This window comes from Polyangium sp. y55x31 (assembly GCF_029946505.1).
Classification (GTDB): Bacteria; Myxococcota_A; Polyangia; order Polyangiales; family Polyangiaceae; genus Polyangium.
The window spans coordinates 757,751-775,180 of sequence record NZ_JARZHG010000001.1; the positions used below are offsets into that span (position 1 = coordinate 757,751).

Annotated in this window: 15 protein-coding genes; 8 read left to right on the forward strand and 7 right to left on the reverse strand. The window is 67.7% G+C overall.

The genetic code is table 11. The features are described from left to right. Nucleotides 1-26 precede the first annotated feature (26 nt). Nucleotides 27-1,121 (forward strand): DUF4241 domain-containing protein, encoded by a 1,095-nt coding sequence (locus QHF84_RS02670; RefSeq protein WP_281311555.1) that lies wholly within the window; start codon nucleotides 27-29, stop codon nucleotides 1,119-1,121. Between the two features lie 41 nt (nucleotides 1,122-1,162). Here the strand turns inward: QHF84_RS02670 and QHF84_RS02675 are convergent, their stop codons facing one another. Next, nucleotides 1,163-2,593: an alpha/beta fold hydrolase gene (locus tag QHF84_RS02675; protein WP_281311556.1), complete on the reverse strand. Its 1,431-nt coding sequence runs from the start codon at nucleotides 2,591-2,593 to the stop codon at nucleotides 1,163-1,165. 218 nt (nucleotides 2,594-2,811) lie between these two features. On the opposite strand from QHF84_RS02675, the gene QHF84_RS02680 reads away from it, so the two are divergent. The 4 genes from QHF84_RS02680 (at nucleotide 2,812) to QHF84_RS02695 (ending at nucleotide 7,629) form a co-directional block, all read left to right on the forward strand. Further along, a complete protein-coding gene (locus QHF84_RS02680) occupies nucleotides 2,812-4,149 on the forward strand; it encodes a hypothetical protein (protein ID WP_281311557.1) in 1,338 nt (445 codons plus the stop codon). A gap of 130 nt (nucleotides 4,150-4,279) precedes the next feature. Further along, nucleotides 4,280-5,083 carry a hypothetical protein gene (locus QHF84_RS02685; RefSeq protein WP_281311558.1) on the forward strand — a complete coding sequence of 268 codons (804 nt, stop codon included), beginning with the start codon at nucleotides 4,280-4,282 and terminating at the stop codon, nucleotides 5,081-5,083. A 59-nt stretch (nucleotides 5,084-5,142) separates the two neighbouring features. Further along, a complete protein-coding gene (locus QHF84_RS02690; RefSeq protein ID WP_281311559.1) occupies nucleotides 5,143-5,892 on the forward strand; it encodes a hypothetical protein in 750 nt (249 codons plus the stop codon). A 432-nt stretch (nucleotides 5,893-6,324) separates the two neighbouring features. Further along, complete coding sequence (locus QHF84_RS02695; RefSeq protein WP_281311560.1) at nucleotides 6,325-7,629, forward strand: M1 family aminopeptidase; 1,305 nt, start codon at nucleotides 6,325-6,327, stop codon at nucleotides 7,627-7,629. Nucleotides 7,630-7,632: 3 nt separating this feature from the next. Here the strand turns inward: QHF84_RS02695 and QHF84_RS02700 are convergent, their stop codons facing one another. From QHF84_RS02700 to QHF84_RS02710, 3 genes are all read right to left on the reverse strand, one after another. Further along, the gene (locus tag QHF84_RS02700; protein ID WP_281311561.1) at nucleotides 7,633-8,142 is read right to left on the reverse strand and encodes a hypothetical protein; all 510 of its coding nucleotides are present in this window, start codon (nucleotides 8,140-8,142) and stop codon (nucleotides 7,633-7,635) included. Nucleotides 8,143-8,237: 95 nt separating this feature from the next. Continuing rightward, the gene (locus QHF84_RS02705) at nucleotides 8,238-8,744 is read right to left on the reverse strand and encodes a hypothetical protein (protein WP_281311562.1); all 507 of its coding nucleotides are present in this window, start codon (nucleotides 8,742-8,744) and stop codon (nucleotides 8,238-8,240) included. 26 nt (nucleotides 8,745-8,770) lie between these two features. Beyond that, on the reverse strand, nucleotides 8,771-10,108 hold the full coding sequence (locus QHF84_RS02710) for a DUF4403 family protein (protein WP_281311563.1): 1,338 nt from the start codon (nucleotides 10,106-10,108) through the stop codon (nucleotides 8,771-8,773). Nucleotides 10,109-10,230: 122 nt separating this feature from the next. Here QHF84_RS02710 and QHF84_RS02715 point away from each other — a divergent pair, with 122 nt between their 5' ends. Together QHF84_RS02715 and QHF84_RS02720 are read left to right on the forward strand one after the other, a co-directional pair. Then, complete coding sequence (locus QHF84_RS02715) at nucleotides 10,231-11,619, forward strand: adenylate/guanylate cyclase domain-containing protein (RefSeq protein WP_281311564.1); 1,389 nt, start codon at nucleotides 10,231-10,233, stop codon at nucleotides 11,617-11,619. After that, nucleotides 11,616-13,205: an oligopeptide:H+ symporter gene (locus QHF84_RS02720; RefSeq protein WP_281311565.1), complete on the forward strand. Its 1,590-nt coding sequence runs from the start codon at nucleotides 11,616-11,618 to the stop codon at nucleotides 13,203-13,205. The genes QHF84_RS02715 and QHF84_RS02720 overlap by 4 nt, the downstream gene beginning before the upstream one ends. Here QHF84_RS02720 and QHF84_RS02725 read toward each other — a convergent pair. From QHF84_RS02725 to QHF84_RS02735, 3 genes are read right to left on the reverse strand one after another with little or no spacing between them, the layout of a single operon-like run. Beyond that, nucleotides 13,190-13,990 carry a hypothetical protein gene (locus QHF84_RS02725; protein WP_281311566.1) on the reverse strand — a complete coding sequence of 267 codons (801 nt, stop codon included), beginning with the start codon at nucleotides 13,988-13,990 and terminating at the stop codon, nucleotides 13,190-13,192. The genes QHF84_RS02720 and QHF84_RS02725 overlap by 16 nt on opposite strands. Further along, nucleotides 13,987-14,967: a serine/threonine protein kinase gene (locus QHF84_RS02730; RefSeq protein WP_281311567.1), complete on the reverse strand. Its 981-nt coding sequence runs from the start codon at nucleotides 14,965-14,967 to the stop codon at nucleotides 13,987-13,989. Before QHF84_RS02730 ends, QHF84_RS02725 begins: the two co-directional genes overlap by 4 nt. Then, nucleotides 14,964-16,568: a PAS domain S-box protein gene (locus QHF84_RS02735; protein ID WP_281311568.1), complete on the reverse strand. Its 1,605-nt coding sequence runs from the start codon at nucleotides 16,566-16,568 to the stop codon at nucleotides 14,964-14,966. The genes QHF84_RS02730 and QHF84_RS02735 overlap by 4 nt, the downstream gene beginning before the upstream one ends. Nucleotides 16,569-16,649: 81 nt before the next feature. On the opposite strand from QHF84_RS02735, the gene QHF84_RS02740 reads away from it, so the two are divergent. Then, nucleotides 16,650-17,429 (forward strand): chlorite dismutase family protein, encoded by a 780-nt coding sequence (locus QHF84_RS02740; RefSeq protein ID WP_281311569.1) that lies wholly within the window; start codon nucleotides 16,650-16,652, stop codon nucleotides 17,427-17,429. The last annotated feature ends 1 nt before the right edge of the window (nucleotide 17,430 follow it).

Consider the following 17,430-nt stretch of genomic DNA (forward strand, 5'->3'; position numbering starts at 1 on the left):
CCGCGATCCGGTAGGGTGCCCGCGCCATGACCGAACCCCGCCACGCGCTGCCCCGCTCGTTCCTTCCGATCCGAAACGCCCACGTCGCCGGCAAGAAGGCCGCCGGCGTGAAGGACGTCCTTCGCGCCGGCGAAATCGTGATCACCACGGGGCGCCTCGTCGCCTGCGATCCGATGATGCAGCCCGAGCGCCCTCCGTTCGAGCGCCTGCTCGCGCCGGGGACATACCCCGTTCATCTCTTCGTCGCGAAAGAGGGCTCGGTGATCGGATTCGCCGAAATCCGCGTGCGGAAGACGGCGATCGATCATTTCGAGATGGCCACGATCGCCGGGCAGGATGCGGCGACCCTGGGTGAGGGGCAGTTTTTCGGTTATCCCGTCGGCGCGGGGCTCGGCTGCTTCGCCGACGAGGCGGCCCTGCGTCACCTCCGGGACGCGGACGCCGCCCGCCAGAACGCGGAAGGGCCCTCGTATGGGAGTTATTACGACGTCGTGAGCCCCGAGCTCCGCGCGAATGGGGGCCAGTGGGTGGATCATCGGCCCCAGGGGAGCACGAGCGAAAACGTGCTGCTCTTCCGCTCCGGAGACGGCGACGGCACGTATGCGACCTACTTCGGCATCGACGCCGACGGCGAGGTGGCGTGCGTCGTCACGAGCTTCAACGTGTTTCCGGAGCCCGTATCCCCGGAGCGCAAGCTGCGGGCCGTCGCCGAAATCTTCGCGCCGTTCGTGGCCGCGATCGAGCGGGACATCGGCGCCACGTTGCGGTCGCATGGTTTTTCGGAGCCGAATACCGCTTACAAGGTGAAGTCGAGCGGGGGCGAGCTCGATCTCACCTACACGCGCGACGGGCTCGCCTTCCAGGTGCGAGCCTCGGCGAGGTACCGGTCGGTGTCGGACGCCCATTTCCGCTGGACGCGAGGGCGCACCACTCTCGACGTGGGCAACGAGCACCAAAAGGCAGGTGTTGCGCTGGCTGTGCCGAGCGCCTACGTCGTCGGCGACAAGGTCTATGACTACGCCGCGAAGATCGGAGCCTCGTACGCGGCGCACTGGGACGTGCTCGAGCCGGCGGTGCTGGGATACCTGCCGATCAAGGCCCCCAAACCGAGCAAGCGCTGACCGCCGGGCTCGTCCTCGACGTCGGAAAATGATCAGGCATTCTAGTTGCGCCTCGCCCCCTCGTTCACGTCGCGCGCGGGGGGCGCAAACGGCGGCACCTCGAACCTGGGGAGCGGCAACGTCACTTCGGCGGGGAGCTCCTCCTTCTTGCCCGTTTTGAGGAATTCATAAACCGCCTGCTTCACAGCCGGTTCTCCGCGAAGCTGATAAAACGTGCCGTCGTGGCCGGCGCGATGGACGCGGATCGCATGCCCATTCGGAAAGTAGGGCAGGAGGTCCAGGGTATTCTCGATCGGCGTCGAGGTATCCCAATCGCCGTGCACGAACACGACCGGGATCGGGCACGGGGCCGGCTCTCGCAGCACATCGCCCATGTCGCGGGTCGGCCAGTCGGGCGCGGAAGCGATGTTCGACTCGAAGTTCCACGTGCCCAGCATCTCGACGGCCGGATCGGTCCGCAACTGGCGCTCACGCGCGGCGGTGACGCCCAGGCTACTGTCGATCAAGGGCCCGATCAGCTTCGTCTTGGTCGCTTGGCGCTCCTCGATGACCTCGCGTGCCCAAGCCTCGTAGTGCCCGTGGTAAAGTGACAAGATGAACGCCGGCCATTGCTCGCCCTCCTGCGTATGCGAAAGCAGGGCGAGCTGAAGGTCCTCCGCCCCCAGAACGACCGTGCGCTTTCGTCCGGCCTCGTCGGGGACCTCCACGCGCACCGGATTCGCCGCGAATCGCCGATGCAGGGCGCGCACGGCTTCCATCAGGCCACCCGCGGGCCGATAAGGCGCAAGCCCTGGATCACGATCGGCGTCCTGCGCGATACGTTGCAGCGCCGCGAATACGTGCGAGGGCATGTCATAGCCGTTGTTCAACGGCTCCACGCCGGACAGCACCGCGCGCGCGACGATCTCGGGATGGAGTCGCATCACCGAAAAGCTCCACTGGGAGCCGAAGCTCCCTCCGAACAGGCTGATCTTGTCGTACCCCAGCGCCCGGCGAAGGTCGTCCACGTCCGCGGCGAGCTCACCGATGTCGTAGCCGGAGAGGTCCTTGTCGGGGTTCGCCGCAATGGCCGCCCTGGCGAGCGCACGCATGGCCTCGGCCTCCACGCGGACCGAACCGGGCTGATCCAAGGGCAAAGCTTGGCTGACCGCTTCGAGCATTTCGCCGCGGCGCGTATAACCACGCTGTTCGATCACGACGAGGTCCCCCACGGCGCCGAAGGTCAGCCAGGACCTGAGCCGGCTCTTGGAAGCGGCGTCGTCATCGGTGAATGCGCCAAGCACACTCAGACCGGGACCCCCCGGCAGCCAGAACACGGGCGGCGCGCCGGTGGGACGAGGCGCCTTGATGCGGGCAAAACCGACGCCTATTCGGCGGCTGCCAGCGTTTCGCCTGTTCTCGGGCACGTACAACGTGCCGATCTCGTAATGCACAACGGCGCCGGTCTCGGCCGTGATGGTGCCCTGCTCCACGACAATCTCACGGAGTACGTCGGAGCGAGCCGCGGAGGTCGGCGCCGCGGCCGGCAACGACGATGGCTGGTTCGTTTGGCTCGCGGAATGGCAACCAGCCGTGAGCAGGACGGCGGCGACGAGAGAGCGGACCATGAGGACACGCCCTACCACGCGCCTCGTGCGGCCGGCAACCACCCCAGGGCTCGAGTAACGATATCCTCGGCGCGGGAGGTCGCATGCGCGATCGTATCCTCGCCTCGTGCTCGCCACTGGTCCTTCTCTTCCTGTGTGTGCCGACGCTCGCCCGCGCGGAGGTGGTCCGTGTCTGCGTCAAGCCGCCGGACGTCGCGCCGAACGTGAACGAATGGGCCTATTCGCCGGGGGCAAAGGCCGTATGGACCACGAGCCGCGCACAGTTCACGGCAAAGAGCCAGGGGCTCACGGTCTACGTGTTCGACCCGTATGCGCCGCCCGAGAGCGCGAGACGCTTGCCGATCCCGCACAACAAGCTGACCTGCCCCGCACCACCGCCGCGCCCGAAGCCGGCTCCGCCGAAGGATGCGCCCAAGGCCCCAGCCGAGGAGAACAAGGCCTCGGAGCCGTCGAAGCCTCCGCCCAAGGAAATCAAGGACGAACAAGTGGAGGTCGTGCCGCCGGGCGTGAAGAAGATGCCGGAGCACCCGCCGGAAAAGCCGCGGTCCGCGCCGCCTCCGCCCGAGGGCGTGCTGTCGCGTGAGCCGCTCTTGCCGTCAGCGTCGACTTTGCCGAAGCGCGACGAGGTGCACCCGCCGAAATGCCTGGACGAGCAATGCGCGCTGGTGGATCGGGGCGGCGCGCTGCCCGAGCGTGTGTTTCGACCCGGAGCGCCGGTATCCAGCGTGACTTCGTGCGAGCAGACGAAGGAGGGATGCAAGGGGGACGGCGAGAGGAAAAAGAAGACGCGCGCCGGGGCCATCCTGGAGCAGGTGGTGATCGCGGGGGCGATCTTCAACCTGCAAATGAACGAGGACCTGCATCGGCCCGACGGCAAGGAATACGGGATCGTCGGTGGGATGAATGCCGATGGGCCGAACGACCCGAGGCTCCAGGCCGCGGCCGCGGCCGTGATGTTCTCGCCGGTCGCGATGGCGCTCGGCAACAAGTTCATGAAGGCGACGTCGGAGGCCTTGGCACGCGGCGAGAAGGTTGTCATCAAGGACGTGAGCGAACTGTCGGAGGATGCGGCGAAGTACCTGGCGGAGGAGTTTGGCGAGGAGCTGACGGAGGCTCTCGCCAAGGCGGAGGTGATCGGGCCGTTCCGGGTGATGCGGCACTTCACGTCGAAGCAGGGCGGGGCGTGGCAAGCTCACCACATCTACGAGGCGGCGAAGATGAACGGCATCGGTCTCGACCCCTTGGATGGGCCGGCCGTGATCCTCTCGAAGGAGGTGCACCAGCGGTTCACGACCGAGCTGGCTGCGGCGACCGGGAGGGTCGACGCCTTCATGGTCAGACAGCTCTGGAACAAGTACAAGGATGTCTACGCGAAACATCCGGGATGGCTGAAGGCGATCGCTCACTACTTCACGGAATGAACGGGCGTTCGTAAATAACCCAGGTGCCCTGATGAGAACCAAAGCACGGATTTTTTTCCACGGCACGGACGTCCCTGGACGAGAGCAAGCCGTCCTTTCGTCGGCGGGCTGCGGGCCCGATGTGGCCCGCGTGAGTGACATCGAATGGAATGGGACACTTTCGGTTTTCGTCTATGTCACGCTCGACGTCGAGGACCCTCGCCTTGCCCTCCTGCAAAAGCTCCTCCTTGCGTACAAGGTCAAATGGTCGGAGGATCGCTGGGACGAATACACGGACGAGGAGTACGAGGCCGCGCCCTTGATCGTCGTAGAGGCGCTTGGGGAGAACCACGTCGTCGGAGGTCCCCGCTTCTACACGGAGTACGATCTCTCGAACGCCTGCCCGGCGTGCGGCGCCGGGATGCGGCAGACCGGAGCGTACATGCTCGACGGCGCAGGTCCGAGCATGATCGGACTCGGTCAATTTCGCGCCGTATCCAGCTACAGCGAGCTCATTGTCGACCAGCCGCTCGCCGAGGCGCTCGCGCGAGCCAACCTCTCGGGGCTCTCCCTCCGGAGCGTGTACGCGTACCAGCCGAACGAGGCGCCGATCGAGCTGATCTGGAAGCAGCTATGGGCGTCGCACACCTTGCCCCCGATGTCGCCGCGTTCGACCGGGATCGACTTCGACAGCGCATGCAAGACCTGCAGGCGCGGCAAGATCGACTCGACGAGCCCCGTGCGTTTCGCCTACCGCGCAAAGGACCTCGAAGGGGCCCAGGACGTCAACCGCATGTGGGAGCGCTTCGGCTACGTCCGCTGGAACGGCGACCTGAAGACGGCCGTCTTGTGGCAACCGTACTTCATCGTCACCCCCAAGGTCTGGCGTATCTTCCGCGACGCGGGCGTGACCGGCTTCCAGTGGCTTCCCATCCGCGTCGTCGACGACGAATGACGGGCCGCAGAACGATCCCCCTTGCCCCCGCCCCTCCCACCCCCGTAAGCTCCCACCCCATGCGTCACATCTCTCTTGTCGCCCTATTCGTCGGATTGAACGATCTCCTCACGAATCGCAAAGATGCTCTCCTCTGCTTCGCCTCCGGCGCGGCCAGCATCAAGCTCCTCACCGCCAGGCGTGACGCCCTCGCCAAGCTTCCCTCCATTGCTGCGGGCCGCCCCCTCGTCGACGACCTCGGCGCTGCTGATGCCCGCCATGATGCCCTCGGGTATGCCGTCTGGCACATCCTCGAAGCTTACGACCGCCACCCTGACATCCCCGAGCACATTCGCGCGGCCGCTCGGAAGATCCGCGCCGCTTTCATTCCTACCCTCGAAGACCTCGGGGCCAGTTATCCGGCCGAGGCCAAGGCGGCCATGGACCGAAAGCCGGCGTTCGCGGACCTGCAATCGGAGCTCGCCCTGTTCCCCGTCGCCGGCGGCACCCTGAGCGATTGGGTCGAGAGCTTCCTCGATGCCGGCATCGCCATCGATTCCCTCCTCAGCGCCCGCGCCGACCTCGAATCGAAGACCCGCAAAGACGCGGCCCGCCTCCGCGGGGAGGTCATCGGCCTCTTGAATCGTACCCGTAAAAACCTCGCCCTGGAGCTCCAGGAGGATCCGAGCCTGCCCAAGGACCTCGACGCGCGTATCTTCGGTTATCTCGACCTCCTCGAAAAAAGCGCCGCCGAAGGGCAAAAGGGCAAGGCCTCGTCCGAGATTCCTCCGCCGCCCTCCACCACCGAGCCGACGGCCTCCACCCCGTAACGCCTCGAACCTGCTCCCCTGCCCCGCCCTCCGCTCCCGGCGAGCTTTTCCGACCCGTCCGCGCCGCCTCCCGCCGCCTCCGCCGACCCGATCCGAACACCTCACCCGCGCCGCCCCGCGCCCACGCCGAGCGTCTCCGCGTTGCGGGTGTACCCTTTCCCCGGCCCGGACGAGCTTCCCCGACCTGCGCGCAGGGGGTGGGCTCGCTTGCTCCGGGCAGGTCCGACCTGCTCGAAGGGGGGTCGTCCCGGGGGTTCGAGCAGGTCCGAGGAGGCGCCGAGGGGGACGGCACGGCTCGGGCGGGCAGGTCGGAGGAGCATCGGCCCCCCGCGGCTCGGTCCGCCGCGCAGATTCGAGGAGCCAATGCCCACCGCCGCAATGCCCGGGTCACTGCCATTGACCTCTGCGCCGCCCGGCTCGTACCCTGACCGGATGAAGCACTTCCTCACGCTCGCTTGTACCTCGATTCCCCTCCTCGTCCTCGCCGGCTGCGGAGACGGCAGCGGCAAAGGGCCGGAGCCGGGTCCCGTCCCCGTCGCGCCCACGGAAAACCTCGACCGCGACATCCTTTCGACGGGGCTCGCCCTCGACGTCACGGCGATGACCGGCGAAGCCACGATCGAGCTCGCGCCCGCGGACAAGCCGGGCGCCTCATTCGAGGTGGCCGGGCTCGTCGTTCAGAGCGTCGAAGACACGAGCGGACCACTCGAATATGCAGTGCAGGATGGACGGCTCGACATCGGCGTGAAAGAGAGCGCGGAGAACACGACGCTCCAGATCAAGTACACATACACCACGCAAAAAGCCTTCGACGGATATCTCGCCGAGGGCCTCACGTTCCTGTGGCCGCGCTTCTGCGGGAACCTCTTTCCGTGCAAATCCGTGCCCTCGGAGGGCGTGACCTTCGAGATCGCGCTCTCGGGCGTGCCGATGGGCAAAGAGGCCGTCTTCCCCGCCGCGATCCCGGCCGACGCGCCCACGTACATGCCGGCCTTCGCGCTCGGCGAATACACGCACGTCGCGCTCGGCACGACGACGGCGGGTACGAAGGTGGGCGTCTACCATTTGCCCGGCGAGGAGGCGGCCGCGGCCGAAGGGACGAAGGATCTGGCGGCCGTCTTCGATTGGCTCGAAAAGACGTACGGCGCATATTCGTTCGGCGGCGAGGTCGCGTCGGTGTCGGCGGAATGGGGGCCGGGCGCGTACGGCGGCATGGAGCACCACCCGTACTGGCACATCGCGCGCGAGGCGATGAACGATCCGGTCACGCACGCGCACGAGGCGGCGCACGGCTGGTTCGGCAATGGCGTGCGTATCGCGTGCTGGGAGGATTTCGTGCTCTCCGAGGGCACGGTCTCGTATCTCGCCGCCCGCGCCCTCGAAGCCGTCGGGGGACAGGCCGTCGGCGAGAAGGTCTGGAGCGATTACCAGGCCGAGCTCGACGCGGTGATCCAGGACCAGGACACGGTCCTCATGCTGGACACGTGCAATACGATCGACCTCATCACGCACCCCTTGTGGTCGAACGTCACCTACATGAAAGGCGCGTTCTTCTACCGGGCCGTGGAGGCCCAGGTCGGGCGCGACAAGCTCGACGCGGCGCTCGAGAAGTTTTACGGGACCTACAAGAACCGCGCGGCCCGCATGCAGGACATGATCGACACGATCGAGGCTGAGACGGGCGCGGACATCTCCGTTCACGTCGATGGCTGGCTGAAGGGGCTCGGAAAGCCCTGACGGTCACTTCCTCGGCTTCCACGCCGCGATCGCCCCGCGCCACGCCTCCGCGTCGCGCAGGGGCGACTTGTTCTCGAGCTCCGCCTGGATCTGGACCTGCACGAGTTGCTCGTCCGTCGCGTACGCGAGGTGCACGACGCTCGTCTGCTCGGTGTACTGCCGGCACCAGACACACGTCCCCTGCACCCACACGCGCTCGGACTCGACGAGCACCTGCACCTTGCCTACCGAGCCTTCGAGCTTCTGCGCGCCTTCCGGCAAGGCCATCCGTCGAGGCATGGTCACGATGCCGACGTGGCCATCCTTGCCGCATCCGGCGTAAGGGCCCGCGAAGTCCGTCTTCTGGTCCGGCGGCGGGCAAGGCGTTCCGAGCTGCGCGAACTCCGAAGGCAGAGGCGCAAGGGCGTTCGACGTCTCGGCGGGCGGCTCCGGGCGAATGGAGCCGTCGTCCGCCGACGCACAGGAGAGAGAGAAACCAGCGAGGAAGAGGGCCGCAGCAAGGAAGGAGCGCATGCGCCTACCTACCACGGCCGGTCGGTCCGGCAACGGCGAGGCTCATCTCCGTGCACGTGCATGGATGGCGGAAGGGCCTCGGAGAGCCCTGACGGTCATTTCCTCGGCTGCCACGCCATGACCGCCGCGAGCCACGACTCCGCGTCGCGCAGCGGCGACTTGTCCGCGAGCTCCGCGTCCTCCTGGAGCTGCATGAGCTGGTCGTCCGTCGCGTACGCGAAGAGCACGACGCTCGTCATATCGGTGAAGTGCCGGCAACCGACGCACGTATACTGCACCCACACGCGCTCGCGCTCGATGAGCACGAGCACGCTGCCCTCCGAGCCCACGAGCCTCTGCGCGCCTTCCGGTAAGGTCGTCCGTTCCGGCACGGTCACGACGCCGATGCGGCCATCCTTGCCGCACCAGATGGACGCGCCCTCGGCATGCCGCTGGTAATCCACCGGGCAACGCGCGCCGAGCTGCGCGAACTCCGGGGGCAGCGACGAACGGGCCCTCGGCGTCTCTGCGCGCGGCTCGGGGCGAAGGGAGCCGTCGTCCGCCGACGCGCAGGAGAGCGAAAACCCAGCGAGGAAAAGGGCCGCCGCGAGGAAGGCGCGCATGCACCTACCTATCACGGAAGGTGGGGTCACGGACAGGGCATGTACACCGACGCGCTCGCGTTCGTGGTCACGTAGACGCGCATGTACGTGCCGTGCACGTGCACGCTGCTGACCTCGATCTTGTGCACCTGGGCCTTCATGCAGCCCTGGCCGCTCGCGAACGAGATGTCGTTCGAGAGCTTGTCCCGCACCGACTTGAGCCGCTCGCCGATGTCGAGCCGGAGCGCGTCGCGCGCCTGATCGCGGATCTTGTCGGCATCCATCGAGGCCTTGAGCGCGAAGAGAAAGCTCTTCGTCTCGATCGTCGGCTCGAGGTCGGGGATGCGCAGCTCGTTGTCCACGACCGTCGGGTGGCCGGTCATGAAGAGGTCGCCGTCGAGGTCCAGGCTGACGGGGTTGTCGACGTGCCCCGCGATGTGGAGCTTGAGCACGAGCTGATCCTTCGCGGCGTAGATCTCGGGCTTCTCCATGTAGATCTTCGGGTGCTCCTTCGAGAAGAAGAACTTGCCGTCGGTGAAGACGAGGCCCATCGCCTTCGCGAGCTCGTCGTACTTCGCGACGACGGGCACCGTCACCGTGAACGGGCCCGGCTGGAGCGTGGCCACGTTCGCGAGCGGCGGGAGCTTGGCGTCGGGGTTCGGCGGAGCGCAGGGGATCGTGACCGAAGGCGCGACGACGAGCGCGAGGTCTTTTTCGAAGCCGCCCGCGAGGACCGTCGGCCCCGCCTCGACGGAGACGACCTGGAGCGCGGCGCAGCCGTTCGCGTCGCCGAGCGGCAGCTCGATGGGGCGCCCGAGGCGGCCGTGGGCCTCGGCGAGCGTCGGATAGAGGTCGTACTCGAACGCTTCGAGCTTCTCCTTCACCGCCGACTTGACCTTGCCGAGGATGTCCGCGGCCGCGTCCGCAGCCTTGATCACGCGGTCATCGCTCTTCACGTTGACCTCGAGCGATTGCAGCTTCGCCTTGTACTCGCTCGTGACCACGGGCTCGGCGAGGATCGAGAACTCGAGCGGGACGTCGAGGCTGCCGATGGGCATGTCCGCGTTCGCGTCGACGTGCAGGTCGAGCGCGATGCGGCCCTGGTTGAAGCGGACCGTGATGCCCCCGCGGGTCCAGGTGTACTTGCGCTCGGTGCCGAGCATCGGGAACGTGCCGTCACCCGTGCGCGGGACGGCGGTTTCGAGCTCGCGCTGGAGCGCGGCGCCGGTGATGGTCGCGTGCACGACGACACGCGAGGGGACGGGATCGGAGATGGGTTCGCCGGGCGTGGCCGGCGGGCGAGGCGGATACACCGGCGTGCCCGCGCCGCACCCGGCGGAGACGACGACGGCAGCGAGGAGGACGGCGAGCGAGGTTCGCGACATGGGCTCCCAAAAAAGACGGAGAGGCGGTGCGTGTCAACCCCGCACGACGCGCCGTGGCGGAGACGGACACGTCGAGGAGGCGATGGTTGCGGAGCCGGCCCTCTGCTTGATAGGGTCGAGTCATGGCGGGCGCGGAGAAAGCCCTCATGTGGCTCTTCGGCGCGGGGGAGCGGCAGGGCGGCGGCTATCCGGAGACGTTCGACGCGGAGCTCGCCTTCCAGTCGTGGAAGATCCTGCGCATCTCGGGGCTCATCTGCGCCCTGGCGTGGCTGCCCTACCTGCGCCTCGACGCGGCGCTCCACCCCGAGCTGCCGTCGCTTTTCCTCCTGCGCTTGAGCCTCACCTTCGCGGGCGCGTTGACGATCGCCTTCTCGCTTTTCCCCTCGGCACAGCGACACGCGGCCCGCGCGCTCTTCGCGCTCTGCGTGTGCCTCGAGGGCGCGACCGGGCTCATCACGGGGCTGACGAGCGGCAAGAGCCCCTATCTCGGCGGGTTCATGTTCGTGCTCATGCTCGTGCCGCTCGCGCCCGTGCGGCGGCGGTACGCGTGGGGCTTGCTCGGCGGGGCGCTCCTCGTCTTCTGGGTGACGGGTCTGCTCGCGGGCATGGACTTCGAAGGGCCCGAGCGCAGCTACGCGCTGCAGGACCTCAGCGCCGCGACGCTCGTCTCCGGCGTGTTCGTGCACCTGAGCGATCGGCTCCGGCGGCAAGGCTGGGCCAAGGGGAGCACGATCCAGCGTCAGTCCGAGGAGATCGCGCGGGACAAGGGGAAGATCGACTCGCTGCTCTGCAACATCCTGCCCGCGCCGATCGCCTCCGAGCTCACGCGCGAGGGCTCGGTCAAGCCGGTCTTCCACGAGGAGGCGACCATCATCTTCGCCGATTTCGTGGGCTTCACGGCGAAGGCCGCGATCATGCCGCCCGAGGCGCTCGTGGCCATGCTCGACGCCTATTTCTGCCGCTTCGACGCGATCGCGGATCGCTCGGGCGTGGAGAAGCTCAAGACCATCGGCGACGCGTACATGGCGGCGGCGGGGCTGCCTTCGCCGACGCGGACGCACGCGGTGGATGCATGCCTCTTCGCGCTCCGGATCCGGCGCGACGTGGAGGCGCACGAGGCGCACTTCCAGGGCGTGCGTATCGGCGTGCACTCGGGGCCGCTCATGGCCGGCATGGTCGGCTCGAAGAAATTCGCCTACGACGTGTGGGGCGACACGGTGAACACGGCGAGCCGGATGGAGTCGTCGGGGGAGCTTTGGCGCATCAACGTGTCGCGCACGACGTACGATCGGGTGAAGGGGTTTTTCGAGCTTTCGGCGCGCGGGGCGGTGTCCGTGAAGGGCAAGGGCGAGCTCGACATGTATTTCCTGGACCGCATCCTGCCGGAGCTCAGCCGCGACGAACGGGGCGTCGAGCCGAACGAGGAGTTCTGGGAGCGCTACCGCGCGCTGCAATCGAATGTGCTTGTCTCGGAGGGCGATCCCCGGAAGGATGAGCCCCAGACGCGATGACGACCGAAGCCTCGGAAGGGCCCGCGATCCCCAAGGCCGTAGCCACGCCCCAGGCAGCCGCCAGGTACCCGAAGTCGATCCCATCCATCATCGGAAACGAGGCGTGCGAGCGCTTCAGCTTCTACGGGATGCGGAACATCCTCACGGATTTCCTGATCGGGTATCTCCTGCTCGACCTCGTGGAGAAGGAGCGGGCCGGGGCCGCGAAGGAGGTCTTCCACGTCTTCGTGATGGGCGTCTATTTCTTCCCGCTGCTCGGCGGGTGGATCTCGGATCGTTTCCTCGGCAAGTACCGCACCATTTTCTGGCTGTCGCTCCTCTATTGCGTGGGGCACGGCTGCCTCGCCCTTTTCGAGGCGAACAAGACCGGGTTTTACGCGGGCCTCTTTTTGATCGCGCTCGGCTCGGGCGGCATCAAGCCGTGCGTGTCGTCGTTCGTCGGCGACCAGTTCGACCAGACGAACAAGCACCTGGCGCGCGTGGTGTTCGAGGCGTTCTACTGGGTGATCAATTTCGGCTCGTTTTTCGCCTCGCAGCTCATGCCGCGGGCGCTCAAGCACTGGGGGCCGAGCATCGCGTTCGGGATCCCGGGCATCTTGATGTTCGTCGCGACGCTGATCTTCTGGATGGGGCGGAAGGAGTACGTGGTGGTCCCCCCCTCCCCCGCCGATCCCCATTCCTTCGGCAACATCGCCCTGACGGCGCTCAAAAAAGGCCGCGGGGCGGAGTTTGCGCTCGCGGGCCTCGGCGTGCTCGGGTTCGTCGGGTCTCTCTTTTTGATCCCCAAGCTCGGGTTCGTCGCGTCCTTTTGCCTCGCGATCGTGATTTTCCTCGTGTTCGCGGGCCTGGGCGTGATGCTCTCGCTCGATGCGGCGCGCGGCGTGCACCCGGACGAGGACGTGGAGGGCGTGCGATCGGTGCTGAAGGTGCTCGTGGTGTTCGCCCTCGTGACGCCGTTCTGGTCGCTCTTCGATCAGAAAGCGTCGACGTGGATCATCCAGGGCAAGGCCATGGTGCTGCCCGGGTGGAGCATCCTGGAGACGGCCTCGCAGATGCAGGCGATCAATCCGCTGCTCGTGATGCTGCTCATTCCGTTCAACAATGCCGTGTCGTATCCGCTGCTCCGGAAGATCGGCCTCGACCCGACGCCGCTCCGGCGCATGACGGCGGGCATCGCGATCGCGGGCGTGTCGTGGATCGTGATCGGCGTGATCCAGCGGTGGATCGACGCAGGCGAGCAGGTGTCGATCCTCTGGCAGCTCCTGCCCTACACGCTCCTCACGTTCGGCGAGGTCCTGGTCTCCACGACGGGACTCGAATTCGCCTATAGCCAGGCGCCGGCGAAGATGAAGGGCACGCTGATGAGCTTCTGGTCGCTCTCGGTGACCGTGGGCGGGCTCTGGGTGCTGATCGTGAATGCGGGCATGAAAAACGAGGGGCTCACGAGCGCGATCACGGCGCGGACGGGCCTATCGACGACCGCGTTCCAGATGTTCTTCTTCGCGGGCTTCGCGTTCGTCTTCGCGCTGGCGTTCGGCGCGTATGCGACGCGCTACAAGAGCGTGGAGCATTATCGGAAGGCGTGAGCCGTCGGCTCGCCTTCCGTGCCCGAGACCTCGCCCTGCGCCTCGCCCTCCACGCGCTCGGCATCGGCAAGCAAGAAGATATTTCGATCGATCGCGGGACGTAAAACGGCGAGGCGCTCGTCTGTGTCGACGTGCGCGAGCAGCGCGCGGGCCGCGTCGCGATATTCATCGAGCGTGAGCTCTCCACGACACACGAGGAGGCGCAAAAGAATCGCGGCCTCGGAGGCGACGTCGGCGAGGTTGTAGCGGCGCACGGCTTCGCGGCCCTCGGGGCCCTTCGCCCAGAGGCCCTCGACGTCGGAGCCGTCGACGCCGAGCTTGCCCGGCCAGCCGCAGAGGCATGCAAACGAGGCCATCCGCGCCGCGCGGCCGGCGCCGCGCAAGCTCACGGCGTCTTGCAGATCGACGTGCTTGTTCCCGCGATAACGATCCTCGAAATCACGATCCCAGAGCCACGGAGCCACGATGCCGTGGCGCACCGAACGCGCAAGGACGAGCGGCAGATCAAAGCCGCGGCCATTCCACGAGACGAGCACGGGGCGGCGCTCGCCCACCATGCCCACGAAATCACGCAGGATGGCCGCCTCGTCGCCGCCCGCGGGGCCGCCGAGCAAACGCGGAGGCTGCACGCGGACGTGGCCGCTCTCCACGACGAGCGCGAGGAGCGCGCCCGAGACGATGGCGAGGTGCGGCACGGCCGGGACACGATCCGGATCCGCGCCCTCGGGGAGAGGGTTGTCCCTGTCGAGGATCGCCTCGAAATCGAAGACGACGAATGCGGTCATGCCTGGAAGCCCCCGCGCTCTTCGGTGATCATCCGGACGATCTGCTCGAGATCCCGCGTCTCCTCCTCCCAGTACGCCTCGGTGCCGAAATGGGGGAACGTGCGCGGGAAGATGGGATCGTGGAAGCGGCGGGCGATCCAGGCCGCATAATGGACGCGGCGCAGGCCACGGAGCGGCGTCGCGAGGCGGAGGCTTTTTCGGTCGAAGGCGCGGAGGGTCTCGTACCCTTCGAGAAAACTCTCCAGCGCGATGCGCGCCTCGACGCCCTCGCCGGGCAGGAGCAGCCAGAGATCCTGCACGGCCGGGCCCACGACCATGTCGTCGAAATCGACGACCGAGAGCACGCCGTCCCGCAAGAGCAGGTTCCCGAGGTGCAGGTCCCCATGAATGCGGTGGACGGGCGTGCCTTCGAGTCCCTCGTCCACGAAGTCCGCAATCACGCGCGCGGCGCGCTCGTAACGCGGCAGGAGGCGCGCGGGGATGGTGCCCTTGTCGCGGAGGAACGTGACGTTTTGCCGGACGAACACGTCCGGGTCGAGGCGGACGCGGTGCGCGGCGGGCCGCGCGGCGCCGACGTTGTGGATGCGCGCGGCGAGCATGCCGAGGCGCTCGAGGAGGTCGGCGTCAGGCTCGTCCGGGGCCCTGCCGCCCATGCGCGGGAAGAGGCAATACGAGATGCCGTCGATCGTGCCGAGGGTGCCGCCGCCGCGGAGCGTTCGAGGGAGACAAACCGGGACCTCGGCCTCGGCGAGATCGGCGAGGAAGAGGTGCTCTTCGAGGATCTGCTCCGGGCTCCAGCGGCCCGGGCGGTAGAACTTGGCGACGAGCCGGGTGCGATCTTCGAGCTCGACCTCGTAGACGCGGTTCTCGAACGAGTTCAGCGGGTAGCAGAGGGGATTGACGGGAAACCCCGCGTCCTCGACGGCTTCGAGGACCTTGTGCGGGGTGAGCGAGAGGAAGAGATCGGTCGTGTTCATGCGCGTCTCCGCGGGCGAGCCCGGAGCGCATGGGTGATACCATCCCGGAGGGTAGCGCGCGTGGTCAGGCTGCCGAGATCGGCGCCGAGCTCGACGAGCGTGCGGGCGATCGAGGGCTGGACGCCCGTGATGACGACGTCCGCGCCGAGGAGCCGGATGGCCTGCGCGACCCGGACGAGCGCCTCGACGACCGACGTGTCGGCCTCGGGGACGCCCGTGACGTCCACGATGGCGACACGCGCGCCCTGGGCGACCACACCCGCGGCGATGGTCTCCAGAATGCCCGCGGCGCGGTCGCCCGTGATGCGGCCGATGAGCGGCGCGACGAGGATGCCCTCGCCGATGGGGATGAGGGGCGTGGAGAGCGCGCGGAGGGTCGCCTCCTGGGCCTCGATGAGGCGCGCCTGGGCCTCGTTCTGCCGCTGCACTTCCTCCGCGTGCTTGCGCGCCGTGACGTCGACGACCGCGATCTGCGTGGCCTCCTGGCCCTCGAAGATCACGGGCCGCGCGGCGACGTCCGCGTAGATGATGCTGCCGTCCGCGTGGAGGTACCGCTCCTCGATCGGCGGGAGCGCGATGCGGCCGTCCCGGCTCTGGCGCAGGCGCGCGAGGAGGAGCTCGTGATCCTCGGGGTGTACGATCCGCATGACGTTCATCCCGACGAGCTCCTCGCGCGGCACGCCGAGCAGCCGCGACAAGGCCTCGTTGACCCAGAGGAACACGCCGGCCCTGTGCACGGCGAGCGGGAGCGGGGCGAGCTCGGTGAGCCCGCGCCAGCGCTCCTCGCTCTCACGCAAGGCCCGCGCGACCCGGACCTCGGCCGTGACGTCCTGGAAGACCGCCAGGATCTGCTGGATCTCGCCGCGATCGTCGCGCACGACGACGCTCGACAGGCGGACGTCGACGACCTCGCCGTTCTTCTTGACGAACTGGACGTCGGCGTCGTCGACGTGCCCCTCGCGCCGGAGCCGCGGGAAGTGCTCGGCGAGGGCGAGCTTGCGCGACTCCTCGGTGACGAACTCGATCGAGCGGCGGCCGAGGACCTCGTCGCGGGTGTAGCCGAGGAAGTCGAGCCACGCATCACTCACGGTCGTGAGGCGCCCCTCGTGATCGAGCGAATGCATGCAGGCCGGGGTGCGCTGGTAGAGGTCCTGGAAGCGCTCTTCGAGGGCCTCGAAGGCGCGGCGCTCGGTGTCGCGGCGCTTCTCGTAGACGGCGACAGCGGTGCGCACGAGCTCGTCTGCGACCTTTTCGGCGCGCTCGATGACCTCCCCTGCGAGCTCGGCCGTGGCCATCGTGCGCAGGGCGCCGCGGGACACGGCGCGGCGGCCGATGGAGATACCGTGGAGGACTTCCAGGAGCGACGCGCCTTGCTCCTGCCTGCGCGAGAAGATCTCGATCCCGAAGGTGCGCAGCGCCTCGGGATTCACCTCGTCGAGCGCGTCGAGATAAAGGTCGATGAGGCGGGACGCCATGGCCACCTGCGCGCTTCGTGGAAACTCGCGGTAAAAGGGGGCCACCTCGAGGATCTCGACGATCAAGGTCTCGATGAGGTTCTCCCGCTCGGGGAGAAGCGCTGCCTTGAGCGTGCTCTCATCCATGTCTTCGGCTTCTAGCATGATGCCGCCGCGCCGGCCGATCCGGCCTTGCAGCCGGCTGCCGAGGCGGGTAGCCCTTGCAACATGAGCGAAGCGAACCCGAGCGGCCGAGCGGCCGGACACGGCCACGGACAGGGCAGCGAGGAGCTGCCGGTCATCGATGTGAGCGAGCGCGGAGCCCCGCGCGATGGCAAGCCGCAGACGATGGATCGGCGGCTGTTCATGCAGCTCCTGGTCTACCAGGTGCCGGGCCTCTCGAAGGTGTCCGAGCTGCGCACGCACGCGCAGGCCATCCGCGCGGCCATCACGAGCAAGGGCGTGGGCGCCGTCGTGTACGAGGACGTGAACGATCCGCACAGCTTCGGGCTGCTCACGTGGAGCGAGGATCCCGGGGTGTTCGTGGAGGTGGTGCGGCCCGCGCTCGTGGAATCGGGCCCGAGCGTGGCGCTGCGGCCCGACATGACCATGCTCGGGCGCACGTATTCGACGGGCTACGAGCAAGATCTCGACTACTGGCTGCTCCGGCGGCCCGCGGAGACGGTGGCGAACCCGGCATGGCCGTGGGCGGTGTGGTATCCGCTGCGCCGGAGCGGGGCGTTCGCGAAGCTCGAACCGCGGGAGCAGGGCTCGATCCTGCGCGAGCACGGGACGATCGGAAAAGCCTACGGGGCGAAGGACTTCGCGCACGACATCCGGCTCGCGTGCCACGGGCTCGACGCGCGCGACAACGAATTCGTGATCGGCCTCGTGGGCAAGGAGCTCCACCCGCTGTCGCACATCGTGCAGGCGATGCGCAAGACGCGACAAACGAGCGAGTTCATCAGCCAGATGGGGCCGTTCTTCGTCGGCCGGGTCCTCGGCTGAG